At 60.9% G+C, this 25,866-nt stretch carries 25 protein-coding genes and 1 tRNA gene; 6 read left to right on the top strand and 20 right to left on the bottom strand.

What is annotated here, in order from left to right; translation table 11 throughout:
* Positions 1-164: 164 nt before the first annotated feature.
* The 3 genes from WDZ78_RS08095 to WDZ78_RS08105 all read right to left on the bottom strand — a co-directional run bounded on the left by WDZ78_RS08095 (position 165) and on the right by WDZ78_RS08105 (position 5,548).
* Positions 165-3,359, bottom strand: a complete 3,195-nt coding sequence (locus WDZ78_RS08095; protein WP_020011676.1) for an efflux RND transporter permease subunit — start codon at positions 3,357-3,359, stop codon at positions 165-167.
* 133 nt (positions 3,360-3,492) lie between these two features.
* Entirely contained in the window at positions 3,493-4,683 is a 1,191-nt protein-coding gene (locus WDZ78_RS08100; protein WP_020011675.1) for an efflux RND transporter periplasmic adaptor subunit, read from the bottom strand.
* Positions 4,684-4,738: 55 nt separating this feature from the next.
* Positions 4,739-5,548: an alpha/beta hydrolase fold domain-containing protein gene (locus WDZ78_RS08105; protein ID WP_020011674.1), complete on the bottom strand. Its 810-nt coding sequence runs from the start codon at positions 5,546-5,548 to the stop codon at positions 4,739-4,741.
* Between the two features lie 147 nt (positions 5,549-5,695).
* Here WDZ78_RS08105 and WDZ78_RS08110 point away from each other — a divergent pair, with 147 nt between their 5' ends.
* Positions 5,696-6,595: a LysR family transcriptional regulator gene (locus tag WDZ78_RS08110; protein ID WP_020011673.1), complete on the top strand. Its 900-nt coding sequence runs from the start codon at positions 5,696-5,698 to the stop codon at positions 6,593-6,595.
* A 25-nt stretch (positions 6,596-6,620) separates the two neighbouring features.
* Here WDZ78_RS08110 and WDZ78_RS08115 read toward each other — a convergent pair whose 3' ends face one another.
* Positions 6,621-7,520 (bottom strand): LysR family transcriptional regulator, encoded by a 900-nt coding sequence (locus WDZ78_RS08115; protein WP_425672760.1) that lies wholly within the window; start codon positions 7,518-7,520, stop codon positions 6,621-6,623.
* Between the two features lie 190 nt (positions 7,521-7,710).
* Here WDZ78_RS08115 and WDZ78_RS08120 point away from each other — a divergent pair, with 190 nt between their 5' ends.
* Together WDZ78_RS08120 and WDZ78_RS08125 are read left to right on the top strand one after the other, a co-directional pair.
* Entirely contained in the window at positions 7,711-8,892 is a 1,182-nt protein-coding gene (locus WDZ78_RS08120) for an MFS transporter (RefSeq protein WP_425672761.1), read from the top strand.
* A 62-nt stretch (positions 8,893-8,954) separates the two neighbouring features.
* Positions 8,955-9,788: an aldo/keto reductase gene (locus WDZ78_RS08125; RefSeq protein WP_425672762.1), complete on the top strand. Its 834-nt coding sequence runs from the start codon at positions 8,955-8,957 to the stop codon at positions 9,786-9,788.
* 143 nt (positions 9,789-9,931) lie between these two features.
* On the opposite strand, the gene WDZ78_RS08130 is transcribed toward WDZ78_RS08125, so the two are convergent.
* Positions 9,932-10,006 (bottom strand) — tRNA-Gly (locus WDZ78_RS08130).
* A 368-nt stretch (positions 10,007-10,374) separates the two neighbouring features.
* Between WDZ78_RS08130 and WDZ78_RS08135 the strand changes: the two genes are divergently transcribed.
* Positions 10,375-10,596 (top strand): hypothetical protein, encoded by a 222-nt coding sequence (locus tag WDZ78_RS08135; protein WP_004429892.1) that lies wholly within the window; start codon positions 10,375-10,377, stop codon positions 10,594-10,596.
* 70 nt (positions 10,597-10,666) lie between these two features.
* Here WDZ78_RS08135 and dps read toward each other — a convergent pair whose 3' ends face one another.
* The 10 genes from dps to WDZ78_RS08185 all read right to left on the bottom strand — a co-directional run bounded on the left by dps (position 10,667) and on the right by WDZ78_RS08185 (position 20,376).
* Complete coding sequence (gene dps / locus WDZ78_RS08140; protein WP_137410887.1) at positions 10,667-11,155, bottom strand: DNA starvation/stationary phase protection protein Dps; 489 nt, start codon at positions 11,153-11,155, stop codon at positions 10,667-10,669.
* Positions 11,156-11,277: 122 nt separating this feature from the next.
* Positions 11,278-12,036: an ABC transporter ATP-binding protein gene (locus tag WDZ78_RS08145; RefSeq protein ID WP_425672763.1), complete on the bottom strand. Its 759-nt coding sequence runs from the start codon at positions 12,034-12,036 to the stop codon at positions 11,278-11,280.
* Positions 12,033-13,001 (bottom strand): iron chelate uptake ABC transporter family permease subunit, encoded by a 969-nt coding sequence (locus tag WDZ78_RS08150; RefSeq protein WP_425672764.1) that lies wholly within the window; start codon positions 12,999-13,001, stop codon positions 12,033-12,035. Before WDZ78_RS08150 ends, WDZ78_RS08145 begins: the two co-directional genes overlap by 4 nt.
* Positions 12,994-13,959, bottom strand: a complete 966-nt coding sequence (locus WDZ78_RS08155) for an ABC transporter permease (protein ID WP_425672766.1) — start codon at positions 13,957-13,959, stop codon at positions 12,994-12,996. The genes WDZ78_RS08150 and WDZ78_RS08155 overlap by 8 nt, the downstream gene beginning before the upstream one ends.
* Before the next feature lie 188 nt (positions 13,960-14,147).
* On the bottom strand, positions 14,148-15,086 hold the full coding sequence (locus WDZ78_RS08160) for a siderophore ABC transporter substrate-binding protein (RefSeq protein ID WP_425672767.1): 939 nt from the start codon (positions 15,084-15,086) through the stop codon (positions 14,148-14,150).
* A gap of 317 nt (positions 15,087-15,403) precedes the next feature.
* Positions 15,404-15,664, bottom strand: coding sequence for a hypothetical protein (locus WDZ78_RS08165; RefSeq protein WP_026363924.1), 261 nt, complete (start codon positions 15,662-15,664; stop codon positions 15,404-15,406).
* 128 nt (positions 15,665-15,792) lie between these two features.
* Positions 15,793-17,310 (bottom strand): tripartite tricarboxylate transporter permease, encoded by a 1,518-nt coding sequence (locus tag WDZ78_RS08170; protein ID WP_425672769.1) that lies wholly within the window; start codon positions 17,308-17,310, stop codon positions 15,793-15,795.
* Positions 17,311-17,417: 107 nt separating this feature from the next.
* Entirely contained in the window at positions 17,418-17,912 is a 495-nt protein-coding gene (locus tag WDZ78_RS08175; protein WP_425672770.1) for a tripartite tricarboxylate transporter TctB family protein, read from the bottom strand.
* Positions 17,909-18,817 (bottom strand): Bug family tripartite tricarboxylate transporter substrate binding protein, encoded by a 909-nt coding sequence (locus tag WDZ78_RS08180; RefSeq protein WP_153463847.1) that lies wholly within the window; start codon positions 18,815-18,817, stop codon positions 17,909-17,911. The genes WDZ78_RS08175 and WDZ78_RS08180 overlap by 4 nt, the downstream gene beginning before the upstream one ends.
* Positions 18,818-19,278: 461 nt before the next feature.
* Positions 19,279-20,376 (bottom strand): ABC transporter substrate-binding protein, encoded by a 1,098-nt coding sequence (locus WDZ78_RS08185; RefSeq protein ID WP_020011658.1) that lies wholly within the window; start codon positions 20,374-20,376, stop codon positions 19,279-19,281.
* 51 nt (positions 20,377-20,427) lie between these two features.
* On the opposite strand from WDZ78_RS08185, the gene WDZ78_RS08190 reads away from it, so the two are divergent.
* Both WDZ78_RS08190 and WDZ78_RS08195 read left to right on the top strand, forming a co-directional pair.
* Entirely contained in the window at positions 20,428-21,108 is a 681-nt protein-coding gene (locus WDZ78_RS08190) for a response regulator (RefSeq protein ID WP_010972345.1), read from the top strand.
* Positions 21,105-22,481 (top strand): sensor histidine kinase, encoded by a 1,377-nt coding sequence (locus tag WDZ78_RS08195; RefSeq protein WP_425672771.1) that lies wholly within the window; start codon positions 21,105-21,107, stop codon positions 22,479-22,481. Before WDZ78_RS08190 ends, WDZ78_RS08195 begins: the two co-directional genes overlap by 4 nt.
* 42 nt (positions 22,482-22,523) lie before the next feature.
* Here the strand turns inward: WDZ78_RS08195 and WDZ78_RS08200 are convergent, their stop codons facing one another.
* The 5 genes from WDZ78_RS08200 to WDZ78_RS08220 all read right to left on the bottom strand — a co-directional run bounded on the left by WDZ78_RS08200 (position 22,524) and on the right by WDZ78_RS08220 (position 25,720).
* On the bottom strand, positions 22,524-22,664 hold the full coding sequence (locus tag WDZ78_RS08200; protein WP_162696836.1) for a hypothetical protein: 141 nt from the start codon (positions 22,662-22,664) through the stop codon (positions 22,524-22,526).
* Positions 22,665-22,967: 303 nt separating this feature from the next.
* On the bottom strand, positions 22,968-23,852 hold the full coding sequence (gene purU / locus WDZ78_RS08205; protein WP_020011653.1) for a formyltetrahydrofolate deformylase: 885 nt from the start codon (positions 23,850-23,852) through the stop codon (positions 22,968-22,970).
* 206 nt (positions 23,853-24,058) lie between these two features.
* Complete coding sequence (locus tag WDZ78_RS08210; RefSeq protein ID WP_425672772.1) at positions 24,059-24,835, bottom strand: YbaY family lipoprotein; 777 nt, start codon at positions 24,833-24,835, stop codon at positions 24,059-24,061.
* 93 nt (positions 24,836-24,928) lie between these two features.
* Positions 24,929-25,171, bottom strand: coding sequence for a helix-turn-helix domain-containing protein (locus tag WDZ78_RS08215; protein ID WP_020011650.1), 243 nt, complete (start codon positions 25,169-25,171; stop codon positions 24,929-24,931).
* Positions 25,172-25,180: 9 nt separating this feature from the next.
* Positions 25,181-25,720 (bottom strand): DUF2975 domain-containing protein, encoded by a 540-nt coding sequence (locus WDZ78_RS08220; RefSeq protein WP_020011649.1) that lies wholly within the window; start codon positions 25,718-25,720, stop codon positions 25,181-25,183.
* Positions 25,721-25,866 lie beyond the last annotated feature (146 nt).

Here is a 25,866-nt window from a genome sequence, read left to right on the forward strand (position 1 = left end):
ACAGGTTCAATGTGGGGCAATATAGGCGTGTTTTCCGCTTAAGCATTTGAAACTGATTCTATTTTAGTAAGGCGGCATAGACATTTCCGTCCATGAAAAACGCCGCGCATCCGGGGGATGCGCGGCGGGCTTGCGTCGAAGGTGCGGTGGATGGGAGTATGGTCTCAGCCGGCCTTTTCGAGCTTGTAGTCCGAATTGGCCGGTTCTTCCTGCTTGTGCTGGATGAGCGGGCGGTTGCCCGACAGCTTGCGCACCAGCACGTAGAAGACCGGTGTCATGAAGATGCCGAAGAACGTCACGCCGATCATGCCGGAGAAGACGGCGACACCCATGGCCGCGCGCATTTCCGCACCTGCACCGGTAGAGACAACCAGCGGCACCACGCCCATGATGAAGGCGAGCGAGGTCATCAGGATCGGGCGCAGACGAAGCCGGCTTGCCTCGATTGCCGCCTGAAGCGGCGTTCGTCCCTCGAATTCCAGCTCCCGGGCGAACTCCACGATCAGGATCGCGTTCTTCGCCGAGAGACCGACAAGGACGACAAGGCCGATCTGCGTAAAGATGTTGTTATCCCCTCCTGTCAGCCAGACGCCGGTGAGGGCCGCGAGCACACCGAGCGGTACGATCAGGATGATCGCGATCGGCAAGGTGAGGCTTTCATATTGCGCGGCAAGCACGAGATAGACGAGCAGCAGCGCCAAGGGGAAGACAACGATGCTGGAATTGCCGGCCAGGATCTGCTGGTAGGTCAGGTCAGTCCATTCGTAATCGACGCCCGCGGGAAGGGTTTCGGCAAGGATCTTCTCGATCGCCGCCTGCGCCTGTCCCGAGGAGAAGCCCGGCGCCGGACCGCCGTTGATATCGGCCGCAAGGAAGCCGTTATAACGGTTGGTGCGTTCCGGTCCTGTCGTCGCGTCCACCTTCAGCAGCGTCGAAAGCGGGATCATCTGACCCGTTGCCGAACGAACCTTCAGGCGGCCAATATCTTCCGCATGGGCGCGGAACTGCGCGTCTGCCTGCACACGCACGCTGTATGTCCGCCCGAAGGCGTTGAAGTCGTTGACATAAAGCGAACCGAGATAAATCTGCAGCGTCTGGAAGACGTCGGTCACCGAAACGCCCAGCTGCTCGGCCTTGGCGCGGTCGAGATCGGCGAAGAGCTGCGGCACGTTGATCTGGAAGCTGGAGAAGATGCCCGCCAGTTCCGGTGTCTGGTATGCCTTGGCGATGACCGCCTTGGTCGCTTCATCAAGCGTCCGGTAGCCGTAACCGGCGCGGTCCTCGATCTGCAGCTTGAAGCCGCCCGTCTGGCCGAGACCGTTGACCGGCGGCGGCGGGAACATCGCGATGAAGGCATCCTGAATGCCCGCATATTTCTGGTTCAGCTGCATGGCGATGGCGCCGCCGGACAGTTCCGGTGTCTTGCGCTTTTCGAAGTCATCGAGAACCGCAAAGACGATGCCGGAATTGGAGCCGATGGTGAAGCCGTTGATCGACAGGCCGGGGAAGGCGATGGCGTGGCTGACGCCGGGTGTTTCGAGCGCGATGTCGCTCATCCGCTTGATGACGCTTTCGGTGCGGTCGAGCGTTGCTCCATCCGGAAGCTGGGCGAAGCCGATGAGATATTGCTTGTCCTGCGCCGGCACGAAGCCGCTCGGAACTGTCGTGAACATGCCGTAGGTTGCCGCAACCAGCGCCATATAGACCAGCATCACCAGGCTCTTGCGCGTCACCAGCCCGCCCACGGTCTTGCCGTAGCCATTGGAGGCGGCGCCGAAGGCGCGGTTGAAGCCGCGGAAGAACCAGCCGAAAATCCGGTCCATGAAGCGGGTCAGCCAGTCTTTCGGTGCACCGTGTTCCTTGAGCAGCAGCGCCGCAAGAGCGGGTGACAGCGTCAGCGAGTTGATGGCCGAAATGACGGTGGAGATGGCGATGGTCAGTGCGAACTGCCGGTAGAACTGGCCGGACAGGCCGGAGATGAAGGCAAGCGGCACGAAAACCGCGACCAGCACCAGCGCAATCGCAATGATCGGTCCGGACACTTCGCGCATCGCCTTATAGGTGGCGTCACGCGGCGAGAGCCCGTTTTCGATGTTTCGTTCGACGTTTTCGACGACCACGATCGCGTCATCCACCACGATGCCGATGGCGAGCACAAGCCCGAACAGCGTTAGCGCGTTGATGGAAAACCCGAAAGCATACATGACGGCGAAGGTGCCGATAATCGAGACCGGAACGGCGATCAGAGGAATGATCGATGCGCGCCAGGTCTGCAGGAAGAGGATGACCACAAGCACCACGAGGCCAACGGCCTCGAGGAGTGTATCAACGACCTTCTCGATGGAGGAACGCACGAATTTCGTCGTGTCGTAGACGATCTCGTATTTTACGCCATCAGGCATCGCGAGCTGCAGATTGTCCATCGTGGCGCGGACATTATCGGCGATTTCGATGGCGTTGGAGCCGGGAGCCTGGAGAACTGCCACAGCCACGGCGGGTTCGCCGTCGAGCAGCGAGCGCAGCGTGTAATCGGCAGCACCGAGTTCGATGCGGGCGACATCGCGCAGGCGGGTAATTTCGCCGTTCGCGCCGCTCTTGACGATGATGTTGCCGAATTCTTCCGGCGTCGTCAGACGGCCCTGGGCATTGACGTTGAGCTGCAGGTCGACGCCGTTGGGGCTCGGCGAAGCGCCGATGACGCCGGCTGCCGCCTGTACGTTCTGCTGGCGAATGGCGTCGGAGACGTCACTGGCGGCAAGATCGTGTTCGGCGACCTTCTGTGGATCGAGCCAGACGCGCATGGAATAGTCACCTGCGCCGAAGACCTGAACCTGGCCCACGCCTTCGATGCGGGCGAGCCTGTCCTTGACGTTCAGCGTTGCGTAGTTGCGCAGATAGGTGATGTCATAGGCATCGGTTTTCGACACCAGATTGACGACCATGATGAAGTCGGGGGAGCTCTTGACTGTCGTGATACCGAGCGCGCGCACTTCCGCCGGCAGGCGCGGTTCGGCCTGCGACACGCGGTTCTGCACCAGCTGCTGCGCCTTGTCGGGGTCGGTGCCGAGCTTGAAGGTGACGGTCAGCGTCAGCACGCCGTCGGACGTCGCCTGGCTGCCCATGTAGAGCATGTCCTCGACGCCGTTGATCTGTTCTTCAAGCGGCGTGGCGACGGTTTCGGCGATAACGGCCGGGTTCGCGCCGGGATAGGTGGCGCGGACGACGACGGATGGCGGAACGACTTCCGGATATTCGGAAATCGGCAGGGCGCGCATGCCGAGAAGGCCTGCCACCACGATCAGGATCGATAGAACGCCGGCGAAGACCGGCCTATCGACAAAAAATCTGGAAATATTCATATCCAGTCCCTCTCCGGGTATATTTTGGAATGCAAAGGCCGTTCCGGCGGCTTTTCTGCCGCCGGTGGAGGCCGGTTCTGTCTGAAGGGGCGTCTCGCGAAAGCGCGGGACGCTTACTGATCAAAGAGGATGGTTACTGCGAAGCAGCAACCTTGTCTTCCGCCTGTGGTGCGATGGTCGCACCGGGACGAATGCGCTGCAGGCCGTTGACAACAATCGTATCACCGGCGGCAAGGCCGCTATCGATGATGCGCTGGCCATCGGCCGGTGCGCCCGGCTTGATCTGGCGGTAGCTCACCTTGTTTTCGGCATCGACCACGAAGACGAAGCGCTTGTCCTGATCCGTGCCGATGGCGCGGTCACTGATGACGATACGGTTTTCCGGCTTCGGTTCGCCCATGCGCACCCGCACGAACTGGCCCGGAATGAGCCTGCCGTCCGGATTGTCGAAGATGGCGCGGACACCGATGGTGCCGCTTGCCGAATCCACCTGGTTGTCGATCAGGTGCAGGGTGCCCTTGATCGGCGTGCCCTCATCCGAAAGCGTGCCGATTTCGACAGGAATCTGTTCGAGAGCGGGCAGGGCGCCATCGGTTTTCGGCAGTTCGGCAAGCGCCTTAGCAACCGTTCCTTCGCTGGCGTTGAAGCTGGCATAGATCGGGTTGACCGATACCAGCGTCGTCAGCGCAGGCGAGGTGGAACCGGCGGCGACGAGGTTGCCGGCGGTGATTTCGATGCGGCCGACCCTGCCGGAAACCGGTGCGATGATTTCGGTATAACCGAGATCAAGCTGGGCCGTGGTCAGTGCTGCGCGGGCGGCGCGAAGCTGGGCTTCGGCATCCGCAAACGAGCTCTGGCGCTGGTCGAGATCGCTCTGGGAGATGGTGCGATTGTCGGAAAGCCTGCGGCCACGGTCGAGTTCGGTCTTGGCAAGGCTGACCTTGGCTTCGGCCGAAGCGACCTGTCCTTCAGCGCCTGCAACGGCGGCCTGATAGGGTGCCGGGTCGATGGTGAAGAGGGGATCGCCTTCCTTCACCAGCGCGCCTTCGCGGAAATGCACGGCCTTGATCTGGCCGGCGACGCGGGAGCGGATCTGCACCCGGTCAACGGCTTCGAGACGGCCGGAAAATTCTTCCCAGCGCATCACGTCACGGCTTTCCACCTTGGCGACGGTAACCGGGATTGCCGGTGTTTCAGCCGGGGTGGAAGCGGCCGTGGCATTACGGCTGGTGGGGAGGTCGAAAATGAGTGCTGCAGCTGCAACGGACATAGCGAGCCCGATACCGGCGCCCGTCAGGGCCCGGCGCTTGGTGTTCAGCGTCATGGGTTTCTCCTTGGCTCGGATCAGGAGCCGGTCAGTTTCTCAATAAATGCGGTATTCAGTGTTTCAACTGGTCAACGAAGGTCTTGAATTCCGAACAGACGGATGAGACCCATCCGCCGCCCTCTCCTTGATAGAGCCCCGTCCAGCCGACGCCGGCGGGGAAAACATGCTGCCGGACGCTGACGCCTGAGGCGATGAGGCGGTCTGCGTAATTGACCGTTTCGTCGCGCAGAGGGTCGTCCTCGGCGGTAAAGATCAGCGCCGGCGCCACCCGGTTCAGCCGCGTGCACTGACACGGTGCGGCATAGGGGTGGAAGAACCCGCACGCCTTGGCAAGGTAATGGCTCCAGCCATCGGCCCAACGCTGGCGCATGCCGATCCTGTCCGCATCGCGGAAGGATTCCGTCGTCATCATCGGGTCGATCATGGGCGACAGAAGAATCTGGCCTGCGAGCTTGCCCGGCATGCGGTCACGGGCCTTCAAGGCAAGCCCCGCCGCCACATTGCCGCCTGCTTCTTCGCCGGCCACGAACAGCAGCGATTTCGCGCCGCCATAGTGCTTGCGATCCCGGCTCAGATGATCGAGCGCTTCATAGGCACAGTCGATCACCATCGGAAACTCGTTGCCGGACGGCTTGCTGTAATCGGCTTCCACGACCACTGCGCCGCTTTCCGCAAGCGCGCGGGCCACCGGAAGCTCGGGGCAATTGCCGCCCGGCTCGAGACCGGGTTCCAGAAAGGATCCGCCGCGCAGATAAAGCACGACAGGCGGATGGCTGCAGAGGCAGGAACCTTCATAACGGCGCACGGAGAGCTTCGGCGCGGACGCCTCGCTGCTGCCGATGTTTTCCCAATGCGCGTTCATGACTCCAGATCCTTTGCGCCGCCACCAATAGGCGGATCGTATTGCAAAATCTGAAATCTATATTATTGTTCGGATCGAAACGATCAAGCATGCAAATTTGAAAACACTATTCCGAAATCACGGATAATCATATCTCCGAGGCAGTGAATGGATCAGCTCTCCGCCATGCGGGTTTTTACGCGGGTTGTGGAAACCGGCAATTTCAGCCGCGCTGCCACCGCGCTGAACATGCCGAAAACCACGGTCACCAACATGGTGCAGGCGCTTGAGGCGCATTTGCACACCACACTTCTCAACCGCACCACGCGCCGGGTGATGCTGACAACGGATGGCGCTCTCTATTATGAGCGGGCCTCACAGATTTTATCGGAAATCGAAGAACTTGACGGCAGCATGTCCAGCGCACAGGTGCAGCCATCCGGCCGGTTGCGGGTGGAAATGGCCGGTGTCTTCGCGGACCTGGTGGTTATCCCACATCTTTGCGAATTTTACCAGCGTTATCCGCATATCCGTCTCGATCTCGGCGTCGGCGACCGTCTGGTCGATTATATAGCGGAGAATGTCGACTGCGCACTCCGGGTCGGCGTGCTGCGCGATCAGTCGCTGATTGCCCGAAAAGTGGGCGAACTCCGGTTCGAGACATTCGCCTCGCCATCCTACATCGAAAACTTCGGCATGCCGCAAGAACCGGAGGATCTCGAGAAGGATCATTATTCGGTGGGCTACCTCAATGCCACCACCGGCCAGATCATGCCGGCTTCTTTCGACAATGGTGTGCGCAGCGTTGAACTGACCCCGAACTATGTCGTCTCGGTCAATGACAGCCGTACCTATCTCAACGCGGCATTGGCCGGCATGGGCATCGTGCAGCTTCCTGTCTTCATGGTGAAAGATGCGCTTTCGCGGGGTGAACTGGTGCCGGTGCTTTCCGAATGGCGGCGCGAGGCAATGCCGATCTACGTGGTCTATCCACAAACCCGGCATGTGACCAACAAGGTCCGCGTTTTCGTCGACTGGCTGGCAAAGCTGGTGCACGGTCTGGTGTGAGGCGGGGGATCACCTCCCAATCCAATCAGCGCCCGACCCTTGCGGCGAGAAAATCGATGAAGGCGCGCACGCGGGCGGCCAGATGCTCGTGGCCGGCGTAAACCGCGTGGATCACCTCCATGTCCTCGGCGCTATACTCCTCCAGCACGGGAACGAGCAGGGCGGCCCTGATATCGGGCTCGACGTGGAATTCACCAACACGTCCGAGCCCCAGCCCCGCCAGGCAAAGCCTGCGCATCGCCATGCCGCTATTGACCGATGCATTGCCGGTGATGGGGAGGCGATACACTTCCGTCGATCCGGGATCGCGGAAGGGCCATTCGTTGAGGCTGCGGCTGAAATTGAAGCTCAGGCAATTGTGCTGCGTCAGATCCTGCGGTTTTTCCGGCATTCCGCGTTTTTCGATATAGGCAGGGGAAGCGACGATGACGCGGCGGACTTCCTTGAGCTTCCGCGCCTTCAGGGAGGAATCGCCCATGGCGCCGGATCGGATCGCAATATCGGTGCGTTCCTCGATCAGGCTGATGACGCCGTCGGTGAGTGAGATATCCAGTTCTATTTCCGGATAAAGCGACAGAAATTCCGGTGCAAGCGGCAGGAGGTAACGTTCGCCGAAGCCCAGGGTGGCGTTGACGCGCAGCAGGCCGCGCGGCACCACCTTGCCGCCGCTGGCCACGATCTGCTCCGTTTCAGTGATGTCGGCGAGAATGCGCCTTGCCCGGGCCAGATAGACTTCACCCTCCGGTGTGAGCGTGACAAGCCGGGTGGAGCGGGCCAGCAGCCGGGTGCCGAGGCGGTCTTCGATGCGTGTGACAAGCTTGCTCACCGCTGAGGGGGAAAGCTTCAGCCTGCGCCCGGCCGCGGAAAAGCTGCCCAGTTCCGCCGCCGCCACGAAGACTTCCATTTCTCCGGCCCTGTTGTCCATCGCCTCACCATCTGTGAAATCAATTCAAAGGCGTTTATCCGATCTTGCCGATTATCATGCAAGTCCCCTTCGCCCATATTGCCCCCATAGAGTGATCCAACCGGACAGCACCGCTGTCAAAATGCTCCAAACCGACAGCGCCGCTGTCCAGAACGCCCGCGATCCCGCTCCGGGCGGAGAGGTAGTTATCATGCCATTGGCCATATTTGCCCTGACGATCGCGGCCTATGCGATCGGAACAACGGAATTTGTCATCGTCGGCCTGTTGCCGACGGTCGCCAACGATCTTCATATCACCCTGCCGCTGGCCGGTCTCATCGTCAGCGTCTACGCGCTTGGCGTCACCTTCGGCGCGCCGATCCTGACGGCGCTGACCGGCAGGATCGAAAGAAAGCCGCTGCTGCTCGGCCTCATGGCCCTGTTCATCATCGGCAACAGCGCCGCGGCTTTGTCGCCGAACTATGAGATGCTGCTCGCCGCCCGCGTCATCGCCGCTTTCGCCCATGGCGTTTTCTTCTCGGTCGGCTCCACCATCGCCGCCGACCTCGTTCCGGAAAACCGCCGCGCCTCGGCCATCGCCATGATGTTCATGGGGCTGACGGTCGCCATCGTCACCGGCGTTCCGCTCGGCACCTATATCGGGCAGGTCTTCGGCTGGCGCGCCACTTTCTGGGCCGTCGCCGCCCTTGGCGTCATTGCTTTCCTGGGCATTGTCACGCTTCTGCCGAACACGCTCAAGAAAGCGCCTCCGGCGAGCCTCTTCGATCAGGTCCGCGTTCTCGGTTCCGGCCGCCTGCTCATCGTTTTCGCCATGACCGCGCTCGGTTACGGCGGCACTTTCGTCGCCTTTACCTTCCTTGCGCCGATCCTGCAGGATGTGACCGGCTTTTCGGAAAAGAGCGTCAGCCTGATCCTCGTGCTCTATGGCGTCGCCATTGCAGCCGGCAATATTGGCGGCGGCAGGATCGCCAACCATAACCCGGCCAAGGCGCTGATCGGACTCTTTCTCGCGCAGGCCATCGTGCTGCTCGTCTTTTCCTTCACGGCCTTCTCGCCGGTGCTGACGCTCATCACGCTTGCGGCGCTTGGTTTCCTGTCCTTCGCCAATGTTCCCGGCCTGCAGCTTTATGTGGTGCAGCTTGCCAAGGAACATCGTCCCGGCGCGGTCGATGTCGCCTCTGCGCTCAACATCGCCGCCTTCAACCTCGGTATCGCCATTGGCGCATGGCTTGGCGGCCTGGTGGTGGAATCGCCGATGGGTCTTGCGGCAACGCCCTGGGTCGGCGCCATCCTCGTTGCGGTGGCCCTGCTGCTCACGCTCTGGAGCAGCGCGCTGGACCGTCGTGCCGCGCCGACGTTGAAAACCGCCTGAGCTTTTCACAAAATTCCCGGCCATGCCCCAAGCTGGCCGGGCAACCTCGAAGGAGAAAATATATGTTTGATGTCACCGCAAATGGCGCTTCGATCCCGGCGCTCGGCTTCGGCACCTTCCGCATTCCCGGCCCCGATGTCCTGCGCATCGTTCCGCATGCGCTGACGGCCGGTTTCCGCCATATCGATACCGCCCAGATCTACGGCAACGAGGCCGAAGTCGGCGAAGCCATCGCCGGTTCCGGCGTGGCGAGGGGCGATATTTTCCTCACCACCAAGGTCTGGGTCGAAAACTATAAGCACGGTGCCTTCCTCGCCTCCGTCGATGAAAGCCTGAAAAAGCTGAAGACCGATTATGTCGATCTGCTGCTGCTGCATTGGCCGAACGAGGCGGTTTCGCTTGCCGAACAGATCGATGCGCTGAACGCGGTGAGGCAAGCCGGCAAGGTGCGCCATATCGGCGTCTCCAACTTCAATACGGCGCTGATGGCCGAGGCGATGAAGCTTTCCAAGGCTCCGATCGTGACCAACCAGATCGAATACCACCCCTATATCGATCAGGACGTGGTCATCGCCGCGGCCAAGGCCGCCGGCATGTCGGTGACGGGTTATTACGGCATGGCCGATGGTAAAGTGTTTGCCGATCCAGTGCTGAAGGAGATTGCTACAGGCCGTCGCAAGTCGGTGGCGCAGGTGGTGCTGCGCTGGCTCGTGCAGCAGCCGGGTGTCGTTGCCCTGTCGAAAACGGTCAGCGAAGCGCGCGTCGATGAAAATCTCGCCATCTTCGATTTTGAGCTTTCTGCCGATGAAATGGCGGCGATCCATGCGCTCGCCGGACCGGATGGCCGCATTGTTTCCCCGGACGGGCTTGCGCCTGTCTGGGACGAAGCTGCCTGACGATGAGGGCCGGGGAGGGAACGCTCTTCCCGGTTTTCTTTGTGTGAGAAATCCTCGCGCATGGCGATGCGCATCACAGCCCATAGAAAAGATGCATCTCACATCGGACGTGGTGACGATTTATCCGTCTTTTTTTGGAAAACTGGAGCGGGCGAAGGGATTTGAACCCTCGACCCCAACCTTGGCAAGGTTGTGCTCTACCCCTGAGCTACACCCGCTCAAATCCACCGGTCCGGGGTAGTACGCTGAACCGTGGGCCACCGAAGCGGCGACGGGTGCTATATCGCTCAATCGTTTTTGGAATGCAACAGTTTCTTTTGCGGTTTCGGTGGAAATCCACGCGGCTGCACGTTTTTCCGCAATGTAAGGGCGGCCGGGAACCGGAACAGGAGTGCGCCAGGAAGAAGACGTTGTTTCGATTGGGTTTTATCTTCTTTCCGCAAGATATCGCGGGAGAGGAGGCCAGAAAATAACCTATTTACATTTGGTTAAAATCTGATTCGACAAGTGATTCGTTCGGGTGTACAAATTTGATGTCCACGAAAAAAAAGAAACGATACTTGGCATATCTTCAGGAGGATGAGCCTTGTCGTATGCAGCTTTTGAACGGGTTGGCGCACAATTGTCGCCGGAGCAGATCACCGATCTGCAGAATATTTTCGATGGCGTATGTTTCGAGTGCTTTCAAGATCGCAGTAGCCACGTTGCCAATGAGTGCGCAGCGGTTCTGATCCGCAGCGCCCAGCGGGGCATTCTCGATCACGAGATGCTGCGGGACATCGGGCTTGCCGTTCTGCGGCGCCACTGACGCTTGAATACGAGAAAAAAGCGCCCGGATCGTCCGGGCGCTTTGCTGTTGGGGTGGCGGATTTTTCCGCTCAGCTCTTTTCCTGTACATGCGCTTCCAGGAACCAAAGCGACTTGTCGAGATCGCGCGAGGCGGCGGTGAAGATGTCGGCCGTCGTCGGATCACCGGCCTCGTCGGAATCGTCGATCGCCTTGCGGATCATGTTGGCCACATCGCCATAACGCTCGATCAGGGCGTCCAGATGGTCATGGATCTTGTAGATATCGGTCGGATAAGCCTTGAGCTTGGTCGTCGAGGAGACGGATTGCAGGCTGCCGAGCGCCGTGCCGCCAAGCTGGACGACGCGCTCGGCAATCGTGTCGCCGTGATTGTCGAGCTGGGCGCGGAACGTGTCGAGAAGTTCATGGACGGCGATGAATTGCGGGCCCTTGAGGTTCCAGTGCGCCTGCTTGGTGACGAGCGCAAGGTCGATGACGGAAGCGAGCGATTCATTCAGAATGCCGATCACGGTCGACTTGGCGTTGGAAGGCAGGTCGTTCTTCGTCTTGTGCGTCTTCATCGATGTCTCCTGAAGTTGCGGACGGAATGCCGCTTTGGAAAAGTCCGTCGTTTAACGTCCGGGCCTGTTGCCCTGTTCCATGCTAAGCACTGGGACAGTAAAAATCCTGCACAATCATCATGTCATTCGTAAAACAGGCAGATGCGCCGGCCGTCTATCTCATTGACGCGGATCGGCATGTCATAGATGTCCTTGAGAATCTCGGGGCGGATGATCTCTTCCGCAGGTCCCTGATGGCAGATGCGGCCTTCGCGCATGGCGATGATGGTGTCGGAATACCAGGAGGCGAAGTTGATGTCGTGCAGCACCAGAACCACGGTTTTTTTCAGCTCGTCGGCGGCCTTGCGCATGATCTTCATCATGCTGGAAGCGTGTTTCATGTCGAGATTGTTGAGCGGTTCGTCGAGCAGCACATAATCCGTGTCCTGACACAGCACCATGGCCACGAAGGCGCGCTGGCGCTGGCCGCCGGAAAGCTCGTCCAGAAACCGGCCGGCAAGGGGTTCGAGATTGAGATATTCGAGCGCCCGGTCGATATGGGCCTTGTCCTCGATAGTGGGACGGCCCTTGGAATAGGGATAGCGCCCGAAGCCGACGAGATCGCGCACCGTCAGGCGCGAGGAGATGTGGTTGTCCTGCCGCAGGATAGAAAGCCGTTTCGCCAGCGTGTCGGAAGCGGTTTTCGTAACATCGAGCCCATCGACCGTTACGGTTCCCGCATCCATCGACATCAGCCGCGCCACGATGGAGAGCAGCGTCGATTTTCCCGCACCATTCGGCCCGATGATGGAGGTGACGCCGCATGCCGGAATGGAGACGGAGACGCCGTCAACCACAACCGTGTCGCCATAGGATTTGCTGATCTGACTGGCGATGATCATCGCGCACCTCGTTTCAGAATAAGACCGATAAAGACGATGCCGCCCAGAAATTCGATGATGATGGAGAGCGCCGTATCGAAGGCGAAAACCCGCTCCAGCACCACCTGACCCCCGACGAGGCAGATGATGGCGATGAGGATCGCGGCGGGCAGCACGTAGGCGTGTTTGCCATTGCCGGTGAGATAATGGGCAAGGGCGGCAACCAGCAACCCGAAAAACATGACCGGGCCGACCAGCGCTGTGGAGACGGCGACGAGCACGGAGACCAGCACGAGGATGATCGTCACCGTGCGCTTGTATTCGACCCCGAGGCTGATGGCCGTTGCGCGGCCGAGCGAGAGGACGTCGAGCGTATGCATCAGGCGCAATCCGACGATGGTCACCACGCCGATGATGACGGCGGAGACCATGAGAAGCGTCGGATCGATGGAATTGAAGCTGGCGAACAGCACATCCTGCAGCACCGTATATTCATTGGGATCGAGCACGCGCTGCATGAAGCCCGAGAGGCTGCGGAAAAACACGCCAAAGACGATGCCGACCAGCACCAGGAGATGCAGGCTGCGTTCCGCGCCGACGAACAGCCAGCGATAGAGCAGGGCGGAAAAGGCGACGAGCAGCCCGGTTTCGACCAGAAACTTCAGTTGCGGATCGATCATGACCACGGTTGCCGAGCCGAATATGAAAATCAGCCCCGTCTGCATCAGCACATAAAGCGAATCGAAACCCATGACCGAAGGGGTGAGGATGCGATTGTTGGTGACAGTCTGGAACAGCACGGTGGAAACGGCGATGGCATAGGCAACCAGCAACAGCGATAGAAGCTTGATGCCGCGAAACGGCAGCACGAAGCTCCAGCTGCCCTTGGCGCCGAGCGTCATGAAGGCGGCCATGGAGAGGAGTGCGAATGCCGCAAGCACGAGCAGAACGGTTTTTGCGCGCCTTTCGGGGTTTCTCTCACGCATGGTGGCGTTTCCGCAGCAGGAGATAGAGGAACAGCGCGCTGCCAATGACACCGACCACGGTTCCGATCGGCACCTCATAGGGTGCGCGCACCGTTCTTCCGATGATGTCGCAGGCAAGAACGAAGACCGCGCCAAGCGTCGCCACCCAAGGCACGGAGCGGCGCATATTGTCGCCGATCATCAGGCTGACCACATTCGGCACGATCAGCCCGAGAAAGGGGATCATGCCGACGGTGACGACGACGACGGCGCTGACCAGCGAGACGATGGTGAGGCCGAGCGCCATCACCCGGCGATAGTTGAGGCCGAGATTGGTGGTGAAGTCGCGCCCCATGCCGGCCACCGTGAAACGGTCGGCGGCGAGATAGGCGGCGATGGCGAAAACGAAACCGATCCACAGCAGTTCGTAACGGCCGCGCAGCACGCCGGAAAAATCCCCCGTCATCCATGCGCCGAGCGATTGCAAGAGATCGAAACGATAGGCGAAGAAGGTGGTGACGGCGGAAATGACACCGCCCAGCATGATGCCGATCAGCGGCACCAGCAGGACGTCGCGCAGCGGCACCTGTCTCAGGATACGCAGGAAAAGTGCGGTTCCGGCGAGCGCGAAAGCGGCGGCTACCAGCATCTTGCCGAATATGGGTGTTTCCGGTGCAAGCAGGGTGACGACCAGCAGCCCGAGGCCGGCGGATTCGGTCGTGCCCGCCGTCGAAGGTTCCACGAAACGGTTGCGCACCAGCATCTGCATGATGAGACCGGCAATCGCCATCGAGCTTCCGGCCAGTATGAGCGCCAGCGTGCGGGGGATGCGGCTGACGAGCAGCACGAGCAGTGCATCCGCGCTGGTATCAGGCGAAAAGAGCGTGGCGAGCGAGACATTGCTGACGCCGACGAACAGGCTGGTGATGGCGAGCACCAGGGCCAGAAGAAGGGCAAGAATGAGAGACAGGGACTTCACTTCGGCGATTTTTCGAAAATGGTGAAAGCTCCCGGCGACCCGCAGGTTACGGTGAGGCTACAAACCTCTCTCCGTCATCCTCGGGCTTGTCCCGAGGATCTGCAACCTATTGATTTTACGATACCTTGGTAGATCCTCGGGACAAGCCCGAGGATGACGTCGAGTGTGGAGCAGATGGCGCGCGGTTGCTACGACTTCTTCTCGGAAACAGCCTTGTAGACCTGATCGAGCAGGGTGGTGAGCGCCGTATAACCGCTGCTGACGATATAGGCCGCCTGCGGGTCGAGATAGACGATCTGCTTTTTCTTCCAGGCATTGGTCTGGTGCACCAGCTCATTGTCCAGCACCTGCGCGGCTGCCTTGCCCGGATCGGTGGCGCGGCCGATACCGGCGTCGCGATCGATCACGAACAGCCATTCGGGGTTGACCTCGGCCAGATATTCGAAGGAGACAACGTCGCCGCGGTCGAAACGGTCGTCAATATCTGCGGCAACGGGCTTGAAGCCGATTTCGGTGTGCAGCCAGCCGGTGCGCGAGCTGGGGCCATAAACGCCGACCTTGCCGGCATTGGTGACGAGGATCATCGCCGTGCCGGAGTTGGGAGCGATCTCCTTCAGCTTCGCGACCTTCTCATCGATGACGGCGTCAAGCTTCTCTGCTTCTTCCTGCTTGCCGAAGATATCGCCGAGCTTGGTGATGTTGCCTTTGACGCTCCCGATGAATTCCTTGGAATCGATCGACATGTCGATGGCCGGCGTGATCTTCGCAACGTCAGGATATTTCGCCCGCGAACGGCCGCCGACGATGACGAGATCGGCTTCCGCCGCATTGATCGCCTCGTAGTCGGGTTCGAATAGCGTGCCGACCTTCAGATATTTGCCATCGGCATATTTCTGCAGATAGATCGGCAGGTTGGAGCTGACGACACCTGTTGGCTCGACGCCCAGTGCATCGAGATTGTCGAGCGAGGGAATATCGAGAACCAGAACCTTCTTCGGCGCCGCCTTCAGTACGGTCTCGCCCTGCGCGTGCTTGATCGTCATTTCCTCAGCGCCGGCGGTCATCGCGCCAAGGCTGAAGGCTGCTGCCGCCAGCAGGCGAACGGGGAAGGTGAAGTTGATGGCCACTTATATGTCCCTTGCAATATGGTTCTAACCCGGCGGAAGTGCTCCCGCCGGGTTAACTTGATGTTCGCTATCAGCTTTATTGGCAAGGTATGCGGAAATCAAAAATATGTTTTAGAACGGTTCTGAATTGCCGTGAGCGGGAAATGTCTGGGAGGAATAGCATGGCTTGCAATTTCTCCGAACGTCATCCTTGGCCTTGTGCCGAGGATCTAATCACGTTGAACAAAGCGATAGGTCGCAGATCCTCGGCACAAGGCCGAGGATGACGGAAGCACCATTTTCGAACGCGTCGCTAACCCGGTCTGTGTCCGCACGTCTCAATTCGGCGGCCAGTCGCCGACGATTTCGCGTCTTTCCAGTTTCAGCGACCGGTCGGGTTGCACGCGATAGGTCTCAATCGCAAGCCGGCCGTCGCCCATCACGAATTCGTTGCTGAGCGTGCTGCCGATGGGTGATTTGGTCAATTTGGTGCGGGGCTGCCCGCCATAGGTGATGCTGCCGGGAATGGGTTCGACATCGGGCGTGGCTGTCGTGCAGCCGGCGAGCGCCAGAACCATCATGATCGCGATCTTGCGCATGTTTTTCTCCTGCGTTTGCAGCGGAATCATATCATGGCCGCGTCTATGCCACACATCCCGTTGGCGTGAATAAAAAAGCCCCGCATCCGAAGATACGGGGCCAGTTGCCTTGGGAGGCTCTTGGTTTCTCAGTCCTCGTTGGCGGCAAGCTGCGTCAGCACCTCGCCACGGCCGCGGATGCGCATGATAAGCGGGATGATGAAGGCGGCTGCCGCGACGGCGAAGAGGCCGACGGCGATCGGTGAGGTGAGCAGTACGGTCGGATCACCCTGGCCGATGGCCAGTGCGCGGCGAAGCTGCTGTTCCGCAAGCGGGCCGAGGATCAGGCCCACCACGGCCGGCGCAATCGGATAACCGAAGATGCGCATGACGTAGCCGAGGATACCGAAGGCGAGCAGCATGCCGAGTTCGAATACCGACGGGTTGGCGCCAATGGTGCCGAGCGTCGCGAACAGCAGAATACCCGCATAAAGCCAGGGCTTCGGAATGGTCAGAAGCTTCACCCACAGACCGACGAGCGGCAGGTTCAGAACCAGCAGCATCAGGTTTGCGATGAACAGGCTGGCGATCAGACCCCAGACGAGCTGCGGATTGGTGGCGAACAGCAGCGGGCCGGGCTGCAGGCCGAACTGCTGGAAACCGGCGAGCATAATGGCGGCGGTCGCCGTCGTCGGCAGGCCGAGCGTCAGGAGCGGCACGAGCGTACCAGCGGCGGAAGCATTGTTGGCGGCCTCAGGTCCGGCAACGCCTTCAATAGCGCCATGGCCGAATTCTTCGGGATATTTGGTCAGCTTCTTTTCAGTGGCGTAGGACAGGAAAGTGCCGATTTCAGCGCCGCCCGCCGGCATGGCGCCGATGGGGAAGCCGATCAGGGTGCCGCGCAGCCAGGCTTTCCAGGAACGCGCCCAGTCCTGCGCACTCATCCAGACCGAACCCTTGACGGCTTCGACCTTGTCGTCGCCAGTCTGGCCCTGCGCGACAATGAACAGCGTTTCGCCGATGGCGAACATGGCGACCGCAAGCGTCGTCACTTCCACACCGTCGAGCAGGTCGGGAATGCCGAAGCTCATGCGCGTCTGGCCGGTCAGCTGGTCGATGCCGACGATGGCGAGCGCAAAGCCGATGAACAGCGAGGTGAGGCCGCGCAATGCCGAATCTCCGAAAGCGGAGGAAACGGTGACGAAGGCGAGCACCATCAGCGCGAAATATTCGCGTGGGCCGAAAACCAGCGCCAGCTTGACGATAAAGGGTGCGACAAAGGCCAACGCGATGGTGGCGATGAGGCCGGCGACGAAGGAGCCGATGGCGGCGGTGGCCAGCGCCGGGCCGCCTCTGCCCTTGCGGGCCATCTTGTTGCCCTCAAGCGCGGTGACGATCGAGGCGCTTTCACCGGGCGTATTGAGCAGGATCGAGGTGGTCGACCCGCCATACATGCCGCCATAATAGATGCCGGCGAACATGATGAGCGAACCGGCGGGATCGAGCCGGTAGGTAACGGGCAGAAGCAGTGCCACGGTCAGCGCCGGCCCGATGCCGGGCAGAACGCCGACGGCGGTGCCGAGTGTGACGCCGATCAGCGCATAGAGCAGGTTCATGGGTTGGGCGGCAACCTCAAGACCGTGCAGCAGGAATTCAAAGGTACTCATGGACAGATGTCCCCCAAATGGACCCGATGGGCGGGCGGAACGGCTGGCGTATGCGTCATCGCGCGCCTGCGGTTTCCTGTGATCTCGAATTTTGGTCGGAATGGCTGTTAGAAGAGCAGCCGTTCCAGAGGCCCGGCGGGCAGTGAAAGCTGCAGCAGCCGCGCGAAGATGAACCAGATGAAGAAGCTCAGGGCGATGCCGATGGGGATCGAATACCAGAGCTTGCGTTTGCCGAAGGCGCGCGCCGTGAAGGCGAAGAGCAGGCCGGTGGCGATGGAGAAACCGGCAATGTTCAGCAGCAGCATCTGTGCGGCAAGGCCGGCGACGACCCAGATAACCGGGGCGATTTCCTGTTTGTCGCGTTCGGGAAAATCACCGCGCCAGGCTTCGATGGCCGTCCAGAGCGCCAGGCCGACAAGACAGAAGCCGATGGCATAAGGCACGGTTGCCGGGCCGACCGGCGAATAACCGGTGACGCTGGCGAGACGGGCGCTGTCCCAGAAGATCACGCAGGCGATGATGACGAGGAAGACGGCGATCGCCAGCGCCGCCCAATCAGGGCGGCGCTTTTGATGCTGCGAAGGGTTGGAACCCTGGCTCATTTTACCAGTCCGATGTCTTTGAGGATGGCGGCGGTGGCGTCGGTATCCTTGGCGAGCTGCGCCTTGAATTCGTCACCGGCGAGATAGGTGTCCATCCAGCTCTTGGTCTTCAGGGTTTCCTGCCACTTGGCGGATTTCACCAGCTTTTCGATATCGGCATTGACGGCCTTTTCCTGTTCCGGCGTCAGGCCGGGAGGAGCGGCGACCATGCGCCAGTTCTGGACGACGACATCAAGGCCGCTTTCCTTCAGCGTCGGCGCATCGACGCCTTCCAGCTTCTCTTCGCTGGAAACCGCGAGCAGGCGCAGCGTGCCGGCCTTCACCTGGCTTTCGAATTCGCCGTAGCTCGAAATACCGGCTGTGACCTGCGAGCCGAGGATCGAGGCAAGCGCTTCGCCGCCGCCGGAATAGGCGATGTAGTTGATCTTGGTCGGATCGACGCCGGCCGCCTTGGCGATCAGGCCAACGGCGATATGGTCGGTGCCGCCGGCGGAGCCGCCGCCCCAGGAAACGCTGCCCGGGTCCTTCTTGAGCTGGTCGACGAGGTCGCCGATGGTCTTCAGCGGCGAGGATGCTGGAACGACGATGGCTTCATATTCGCCGGTCAGACGGGCGATCGGCGTTACTTCCTTAAGCGTGACGGGCGCGTTGTTGGTGAGGATCGCGCCGACCATCACGTAACCGCCGACGATGAGGGCGTTCGGGTTGCCCTTCTGCTGGCTGGCGAACTGCGCAAGACCGATGGTGCCGCCGGCGCCCGGTACGTTCTGCACCTGAACGCTCTTGGAAATGCCTTCTTCCTGCAGCACGCTCTGCAGGGAGCGCGCGGTCTGATCCCAGCCGCCGCCGGGATTGGCCGGGGCAATGATGGTGTAATCCGCTGCAGCGGCCGGAAGAGCGATCATGCCCGCCAGAAATGTGCCGATAAGAAAATGTTTCACGTAGAAAACCCTCCTCAGGATGCCCTTTTTGGGCGTCGTTTTTCGTTTATGCGGGGGGCTTTCAGGACGCGTCTGTGCCGGCGCTGAATAGTCAGCGTGGTGCTTGGCAATCGTCCTGGATTTCCTCCCGCATCTTCTTCCGCCTCCACGGAATGAAGAAGGATTGCAGAGCATCACAAAAAGCTGTCATCTAACTGACGCTACGCAAGTCCTTGCGCATTTACTCTCTATTAATTTGTGTCGGGCGTCTACTGTGGCGTGTGGGATGGCCTTGTTTTGCGCCTTTGAAGCTTGGTCCACACCCTCATTCCTGTGCTTGTCACAGGAATCCAGCCGGTGCGTGTCTACGCGGCGAGAAGAGTCCTTTCAGCCCAAGGATTTGGGCTGGCTAGATTCCTGTGACGAGCACAGGAATGAGGGGGAACCTACTGCGACCGCAACGCCTCGTTCCAGCGCTCGATCAGGCGGCTGCGTTTCACCTGGTCCAGATAGACCATCAGGCCGGGGCTGACGGGAACCGGGCGCAATTGCGCGCCGTGGATGGCCTGCATGGTGTTGGCGGTGTTTTCGCCTGCGACTTCCGGGCTGACGGCGGGGATTTGCAATTGCCGGGCCATGATCGTCTGGCCCTCCTTGGACATGAAGAATTCGAGATAACGGCGGCCGAGCGCCGGGTTGGCGGCGGCTTCCGGCACCAGCCCGATGCGCGACATGACCACGGTATAGTCTTTCGGCAGCACGATGCCGACATCGGGGTGGCGCGAGGCCCAGTCTGCGGCGTAGGAGCCTAAAATATTGTAGCCCAGCACGAATCGGCCGTCGGAGACCCGCTCCAGAATGGCCGAAGAGGTGGAATAGACCTTCACGCCCGCCGCACCCATGGCCTTGATGACGCTCCATATATCGCCGAACTGCTCCTGGTCGCGCGACATGAACAGGAAGCCGACGCCCGAGCGCTCGATGTCGTAGGTGGCGATACGGCCATGCACCTCTTTGGCGTGGCGCTCCAGATAATCGACGAATTCCGCGCGGGTGGCGGGCGGTTTTTCGGTGGTGAAGCTCGGCTTGTGATAGACGAAAACCGCAGGCTCGAAAGTCAGCGCGTAGGCGGTGTTGCGCCAATTGGCCCAGGCGGGCCAGCGGGCGCTCATGGCAAGGTCCGAGCGCTGGGCGTAACCGTCATTGCTCAGCTTCACCTGCAGATCCATGGCGGAAGAGAAGGCGAAATCGGCGGTCTTTTTCCCCGCATCGGTTTCTTTCACGATGCGGTCGTAGATTTCGCCGGTCAGCATATCCTCGTAGTGGACGGCGATATCGGGATTGGCCTTCTGGAAACCCTCGATCATCGGCGTCGCCAGCGGCTCATCCAGCGAGGAATAGACCACCAGCGTTTCCGCATCCGCCTTGCCTGATGGGGCGGGAAAAATGGCGACCTGCGCAAGCGCGGGCGAGGCCATGCAAAGACAGAGGCAGAGAAAAAGGCAGATACGCATGGAAAAGATCATGCCGCACGCGCTTGCCATTCACAAGCGGCAAGGGCTTGGTTAAATTCGGCGGATTGCGGGAGGGAAGATTTGCGTATTTTGCTGGTCGAGGACAATCAGGTGCTGTCGGAAGGGCTTTCCGCACTTCTGCGCGGCAGCGGTTATGCGGTGGACGTGGTTTCCGATGGCGCTTCCGCCGATGCGGCGATTGCGGCGGAAAGTTTCGACCTCGTCATTCTCGATCTCAACCTGCCGGAAATGGATGGCATCGAGGTGCTGCGCTCCATGCGTTCGCGCCAGGACAAGGCGGCGGTGCTGATCCTGACGGCGCGCGGCACGCCGGAAGAAAAGGTCAAGGGGCTCGATCTCGGCGCTGACGACTACATGATCAAGCCCTTTGATATTACCGAATTCGAGGCACGGGTGCGGGTGCTGTTGCGCCGTAATGCCGGCCTGCGCTCCTCCGCCCTCAGTTTCGGCAAGGTGCTGTTCGACCTCACGTCGCGCACCTTTTCCGCAGATGGACGTCCGCTCGATATTCCTGCCCGCGAGGTGGCGCTGCTCGAAGTGCTGTTCATGCGGGCGGGCAAGGTTGTCGCCAAGGAAGCGATCGTGCAGTCGCTGACCGGCTTCGACGACGATATTTCCGCCAATGCCATCGAGCAATATGTCAGCCGTCTGCGCAAACGGCTCGCTCCCCACGGGCTGACGGTCAAGACCGCGCGCGGCATCGGCTATTATCTGGAAAAGCTGCCGGAGATGGCTGAATGAGACAGGCCGCCTATTCGCTCAGGCGGCGACTTCTAGGCTGGCTTCTCATCTCCACCGCCATCATCGGCTGCGTTGCGCTCACCGACACATGGCGCGAGGCGGTCAATACCGCCAATGTCGTCTCCGACCGGGTGCTCTCAGGTTCGGCACTTGCCATTGCCGAACGGGTGGTGGTGGCAGAGGACGGCTCGCTGGAAGTGGACATTCCCTATGTTGCGCTGGAAATGCTGACATCGGCCGCGCAGGACCGGGTATTTTACCGCGTCGACGGGCCGAACGGGCAATTCCTCACGGGTTACCAGAACCTGCCGACGGTTGCGAACCCGGCGGGTGATACGCCCGCCTATCGCGATGCCGTTTTCCGCGATGAACCTATCCGCATCGCTGCTATCAGGCGTTTCGCTTCCACCGGCATCAATTCCGTGCCCTTTTCCGTCACGGTTGCCGAAACCACCATTGCCCGCAGCCAGCTGGCGCAGGCGATCATCCTGCGGTCCGCGATACGCCTGCTCCTGATGATCGTGGGGGCGGCGATCATCGTCTGGATCGCGGTGACGATTTCGCTTCGGCCGCTTTACCGGCTCAGCGAAGCCATTGCCGAGCGCAGCCCGAACGACCTGCACCCCATCCGCCAATCCGTGCCGGTTGAGGTGGAAAACCTGGTGGAAACGGTCAATTCCTTCATGGTGCGGCTGCAGTCGGCGCTCGATGCGCTCCGGCATTTCACCGGCAATGCCAGCCACCAGCTGCGCACGCCGCTCGCCATCATCAGCACCCAGCTTGCGCTTTCCGCCCGCGCCGCAAGCCTTGAGGAGGCGCAGGCGGCGGCGCTGAAGGGCGGTGCTTCGGTGGCCCATGCCGAACATATCCTCGCCCAGCTGCTGCGCATGGCCAATATCGATGCCGCCGGTTCGAGCGAAAAACATGATTTTTCCGCGATAGACCTGGTGGCCGTCGCGCAGAACGTAACCGCCGATTTCGTGCCGCGCGCGGCCGACGCCGGCATCGATCTCGGTTTCGAAGGCGAGGGCGAAGCGACAATTCTCGCCGAGCCGCTCCTCATCGGCGAACTGATCGGCAATCTCGTTTCCAATGCCATCAACTACGCCGGGCGCGGTGCGGAAGTCACCGTGCGCGTCGGCAGGCAAGCGGGCGCCGTCTGGCTGGAAGTGGAAGATAACGGCCCCGGCATACCCCCGGAAAAACGCGCCATGGTGCGCCAGCGCTTCGCCCGCGGCGAAGCCAACGCCGCCCCCGGCGCCGGCCTCGGCCTTGCCATCATCGAGGAGATCGCCGGGCTGTTCGGCGGGCGACTGACGCTGGAGGACGGCGCGGGCGGGCGCGGGTTGAGGGCGCGGGTGGTGTTTTCCTGAGGCGGCACTGCTGCGTTGTCCCCTTGGATGAGACTTGCGGTCCTATTCGTTCATCTTGTCGATAATCTGCATCATGATGTCGGCGCAGGCCTTCATCGGCTCGTCATCGGCACATTTGACGTCGATCTTGCGCTCGCCGTCTTCAATCCTGAAATGCGCTGCCTTGGAGGGTGGAGGTGGCATTCTCTTCCCATGCGGGCCGTCCCGCCAGCCTGCTTCCCTCGGACCACCGGGGCCGGGCGGAGGAGGTGGCGGCGGCGCATCCGCCCTTGGACCGGCATCCGCTGGTCCCGGCGGTGGTGGCGGCTGCTGGGCAAAGCTGGACCCTACCGCGATGAGAAACGCGGCGCCGGCAATGACGAGTTTTTTCATGTGAGAGACCTCGCTGTTAGGCTACGCGTAACAAACGGCCACATGAGACGCTCGGTTGCCGGTCGGCAAAAATAATTCCGCCTCGTTTCCCTTCACCTTCGCCTTCGCCTTCCATCACCCCATCCGCTCGGAAGCGTAGCTGCCGGGGCTCGGCGGGAAGACGACCGTGCGGTTGCCGTTGATGAAGGTGCGGTGATGGATATGGGCGTGGATGGCGCGGGCCAGCACCTGGCTTTCCACGTCGCGGCCAAGCGAGACGTAGTCGTCGGCCGATTGCGCGTGGGTGACGCGCACCGTGTCCTGCTCGATGATCGGGCCTTCGTCGAGGTCGGCGGTGACATAATGCGCCGTTGCGCCGATAAGCTTCACGCCGCGCTCATAGGCCTGCTTGTAGGGGTTCGCGCCCTTGAAGCTTGGCAGGAAGGAGTGATGGATGTTGATGATCTTGCCCGACATCTTGCGGCACAGGTCATCGGACAGAACCTGCATGTAACGCGCCAGCACGACGAGTTCCGTGCCGCTCGTTTCGATCAGGTCCATCAGCTGCGCTTCGGCCTTCGGCTTGTTCTCCTTCGTCACCTTGATGTGGTGGAAGGGAATGTCGTGGTTGACCACCACTTTCTGGTAATCGAAATGGTTGGAGACGACGCCGACGATATCGATCGGCAGCGCGCCGATCTTCCAGCGATAGAGGAGGTCATTGAGGCAATGGCCGAAACGCGACACCATCAGCATTGCCTTCATGCGCTGGCCGTCCGGGTAGATCTCCGCCTCCATGCCGAATTTTTTCGCCACCGGCTGAAAGCCTTCGGTGATGGCTTCAAGGGAGGCGCCTTCTTCCGAAATGAAGGAAACGCGCATGAAGAACTTGCCGGTCTCGAGGTCGTCGAACTGCGAACTGTCGACGATGTTGCAGCCCTTTTCCGCCAGGTAACCGGAAATCGCGGCGACGATGCCACGGGTCGATTTGCAGGCTACGGTCAGAACATAGGATGTCATTCGTTTTCCCTCAAAGACTTCACGCCGGCATCGGCCGGCACAGTTCGGCGCGTTCCATAGCGCAGCTTGGCGGCGGAGCAAAGCGCCAAGGCGACGTAGCCAAAGTCATAGGGCGGGAAACGGGCGCGCGCCGTGCCGGAAGCGACATGGAATGTTCCATGGCCAGCACGGCGGCGCCGGCATTCTGAGGGGGAGGGCTGCGCCGGTCAGGCGCGGCGCAGACGCATGGCCGGGCGGCCGCGGCCGTCGATCAGTTCCAGCGTGCCGCGACGCGGTTCCAGCCGGAAGGAGCGCGCGCCTTCCAGCGCTTCGATGAACTGCCGCTCCTGGCGCATGATGTCAGGCGCGCAGGCCATCTGGGTGGAGATCATCCGGCCGAAATCGACGCGGTTGCGGCTGATCTTCACCTCGCCGCCGATGCCGTTGCAGCCGGCATTGCCGGAAACGCGGCCCTCGCGGGTAATTTCCAGCGTCGCCTGGCGGCGGCCGCGAACCCGTTCGCCGCGAATCTCCTGCACCAGCCAGCGTCCGTCGATGCCGGCTTCCGGCTCCGGCCTGCCCGGACCCGCGCCGACACGCTCCAGCACGAGATCGGTATCGTCGCGACCGCCGGTCAGGACGGAGTAACGGCGGGTGGTGGTGAAGAGCAGCCGGTCGCGGTCGCGGATTTCGGCGCTCAGCGCATAGGAACGGCGGCCCCTGATGTCGCGGTCGTCATAACGCAGTACGAAAGGCACCGGCACCTGGCCACGCGGGCGGATGGTGGTTTCGGCAATCGTCTGCGACGGCGCATCCGCCAGCGAAACATCGATCAGGCGCACGGTGACGGTCGCGCCCGGCGGCAGGGCGATGCGCTCGCGATAGGAGACGCTGCCACGCAGGTTTGCCGGCGCGGCGACCGTACCACTTGCCGCAAACAGCGGCGCAAGCGCGACAAGCCCGGCGAAACTGCGGCGCGAAAGAAGAGGTTGGCGGTCGGTCATGGTGCTTGCTCCGTGCTGGTTCCGTTCGAATTCCACCGGATGATAAAAAACGGCACTGAACGGGCGATGAACCAACGGGACTGCCCGTCGCTTTCAGGTTTCGTCCGTCACCTCATCGGTGACGACAGAGGGGCCATGCCTGTATTCGAGAAGGTCTCCGGGCTGGCAGTCCAGCGCCTCGCAGATCTTTTCGAGGGTTTCGAAGCGCACGCCTTTCGCCCTGCCGGATTTCAGGATTGAAAGATTCTGTTCGGTAATGCCGATACGGGCCGCGAGCTCCTTTGATCGCATCTTCCGTTTTGCAAGCATGACATCCAGATTGACGATGATCGGCACGGTCGTTTCCTAGATGAATTCGCGGTTTTCATCGGCGATGCGCGTCGCTTCCCCCAGCACCCAGCCAACGACAATCATCAACCCGCCGGCAAAGCCCACAAGCATCTGCGTGCTCTCAAAAGAAAAGGAGATGCTCGGAACGGGATTGCCCATCGTCAGCAGAAAGGAAGCAGAGCCGGTCATGACGATCTGCGCCGGCAGCAATGCGGCAAGCGCGACACCGACCTGGATCAGCCTTTTGCCTGACGTCTGCGTAAAGACCTCGCCCCTTTCGAAAAGCCGGAAAAGAAGGACGGCAAACCAGAGCCCGCCAAGCACGGCCAGGAGCGGCAGAAGCCCGACGATAAAACCGGTGACAAGCACGGCGTCGGTGAGCATGTAAGGCGTGGCAGGCGGCAGGATCTGCCCTTCAATCACCGTCCGCAGGGTTTCCGTATCGGCCCATATGGCGACATAAGCGGCGATGAGGGTGCCTGCAAAAACGAAGGAAAGCCATATCAGGATACGGCTGACCCGGGCGATGCGGCGGCTGATGGATGGGTCGGTCATCAGGTGATCCGGTTTTTTTGTCCTTCAATTCCTGTAAGACGATAAATTTATAACGTCAATCGAGACCGTAGGCCATCTTGCTGGGCTGATGACGCCGTTCATGCCTGCCGGCGGGCGCGCTTTGCATCCCACCGGCACACGAAAAA

Origin of the sequence: Agrobacterium sp. M50-1, assembly GCF_049843495.1 — a bacterium.
Lineage (GTDB): Bacteria > Pseudomonadota > Alphaproteobacteria > Rhizobiales > Rhizobiaceae > Agrobacterium > Agrobacterium radiobacter.

Excerpts from the sequence above, each read along its gene's own strand:
- WDZ78_RS08100 (WP_020011675.1), bottom strand. The coding sequence starts at position 4,683 with ATGACGCTGAACACCAAGCGCCGGGCCCTGACGGGCGCCGGTATCGGG.
- WDZ78_RS08180 (WP_153463847.1), bottom strand. The coding sequence starts at position 18,817 with ATGATCGCTCTTCCGGCCGCTGCAGCGGATTACACCATCATTGCCCCG.
- WDZ78_RS08095 (WP_020011676.1), bottom strand. The coding sequence starts at position 3,359 with ATGAATATTTCCAGATTTTTTGTCGATAGGCCGGTCTTCGCCGGCGTT.
- WDZ78_RS08125 (WP_425672762.1), top strand. The coding sequence starts at position 8,955 with ATGTTTGATGTCACCGCAAATGGCGCTTCGATCCCGGCGCTCGGCTTC.
- WDZ78_RS08210 (WP_425672772.1), bottom strand. The coding sequence starts at position 24,835 with ATGACCGACCGCCAACCTCTTCTTTCGCGCCGCAGTTTCGCCGGGCTT.
- WDZ78_RS08120 (WP_425672761.1), top strand. The coding sequence starts at position 7,711 with ATGCCATTGGCCATATTTGCCCTGACGATCGCGGCCTATGCGATCGGA.
- WDZ78_RS08145 (WP_425672763.1), bottom strand. The coding sequence starts at position 12,036 with ATGATCATCGCCAGTCAGATCAGCAAATCCTATGGCGACACGGTTGTG.
- WDZ78_RS08150 (WP_425672764.1), bottom strand. The coding sequence starts at position 13,001 with ATGCGTGAGAGAAACCCCGAAAGGCGCGCAAAAACCGTTCTGCTCGTG.
- dps (WP_137410887.1), bottom strand. The coding sequence starts at position 11,155 with ATGAAGACGCACAAGACGAAGAACGACCTGCCTTCCAACGCCAAGTCG.
- WDZ78_RS08220 (WP_020011649.1), bottom strand. The coding sequence starts at position 25,720 with ATGACCGACCCATCCATCAGCCGCCGCATCGCCCGGGTCAGCCGTATC.
- WDZ78_RS08175 (WP_425672770.1), bottom strand. The coding sequence starts at position 17,912 with ATGAGCCAGGGTTCCAACCCTTCGCAGCATCAAAAGCGCCGCCCTGAT.
- WDZ78_RS08195 (WP_425672771.1), top strand. The coding sequence starts at position 21,105 with ATGAGACAGGCCGCCTATTCGCTCAGGCGGCGACTTCTAGGCTGGCTT.
- WDZ78_RS08105 (WP_020011674.1), bottom strand. The coding sequence starts at position 5,548 with ATGAACGCGCATTGGGAAAACATCGGCAGCAGCGAGGCGTCCGCGCCG.
- WDZ78_RS08110 (WP_020011673.1), top strand. The coding sequence starts at position 5,696 with ATGGATCAGCTCTCCGCCATGCGGGTTTTTACGCGGGTTGTGGAAACC.
- WDZ78_RS08185 (WP_020011658.1), bottom strand. The coding sequence starts at position 20,376 with ATGGCAAGCGCGTGCGGCATGATCTTTTCCATGCGTATCTGCCTTTTT.
- purU (WP_020011653.1), bottom strand. The coding sequence starts at position 23,852 with ATGACATCCTATGTTCTGACCGTAGCCTGCAAATCGACCCGTGGCATC.
- WDZ78_RS08115 (WP_425672760.1), bottom strand. The coding sequence starts at position 7,520 with ATGGACAACAGGGCCGGAGAAATGGAAGTCTTCGTGGCGGCGGCGGAA.
- WDZ78_RS08165 (WP_026363924.1), bottom strand. The coding sequence starts at position 15,664 with ATGCGCAAGATCGCGATCATGATGGTTCTGGCGCTCGCCGGCTGCACG.
- WDZ78_RS08200 (WP_162696836.1), bottom strand. The coding sequence starts at position 22,664 with ATGCCACCTCCACCCTCCAAGGCAGCGCATTTCAGGATTGAAGACGGC.
- WDZ78_RS08170 (WP_425672769.1), bottom strand. The coding sequence starts at position 17,310 with ATGAGTACCTTTGAATTCCTGCTGCACGGTCTTGAGGTTGCCGCCCAA.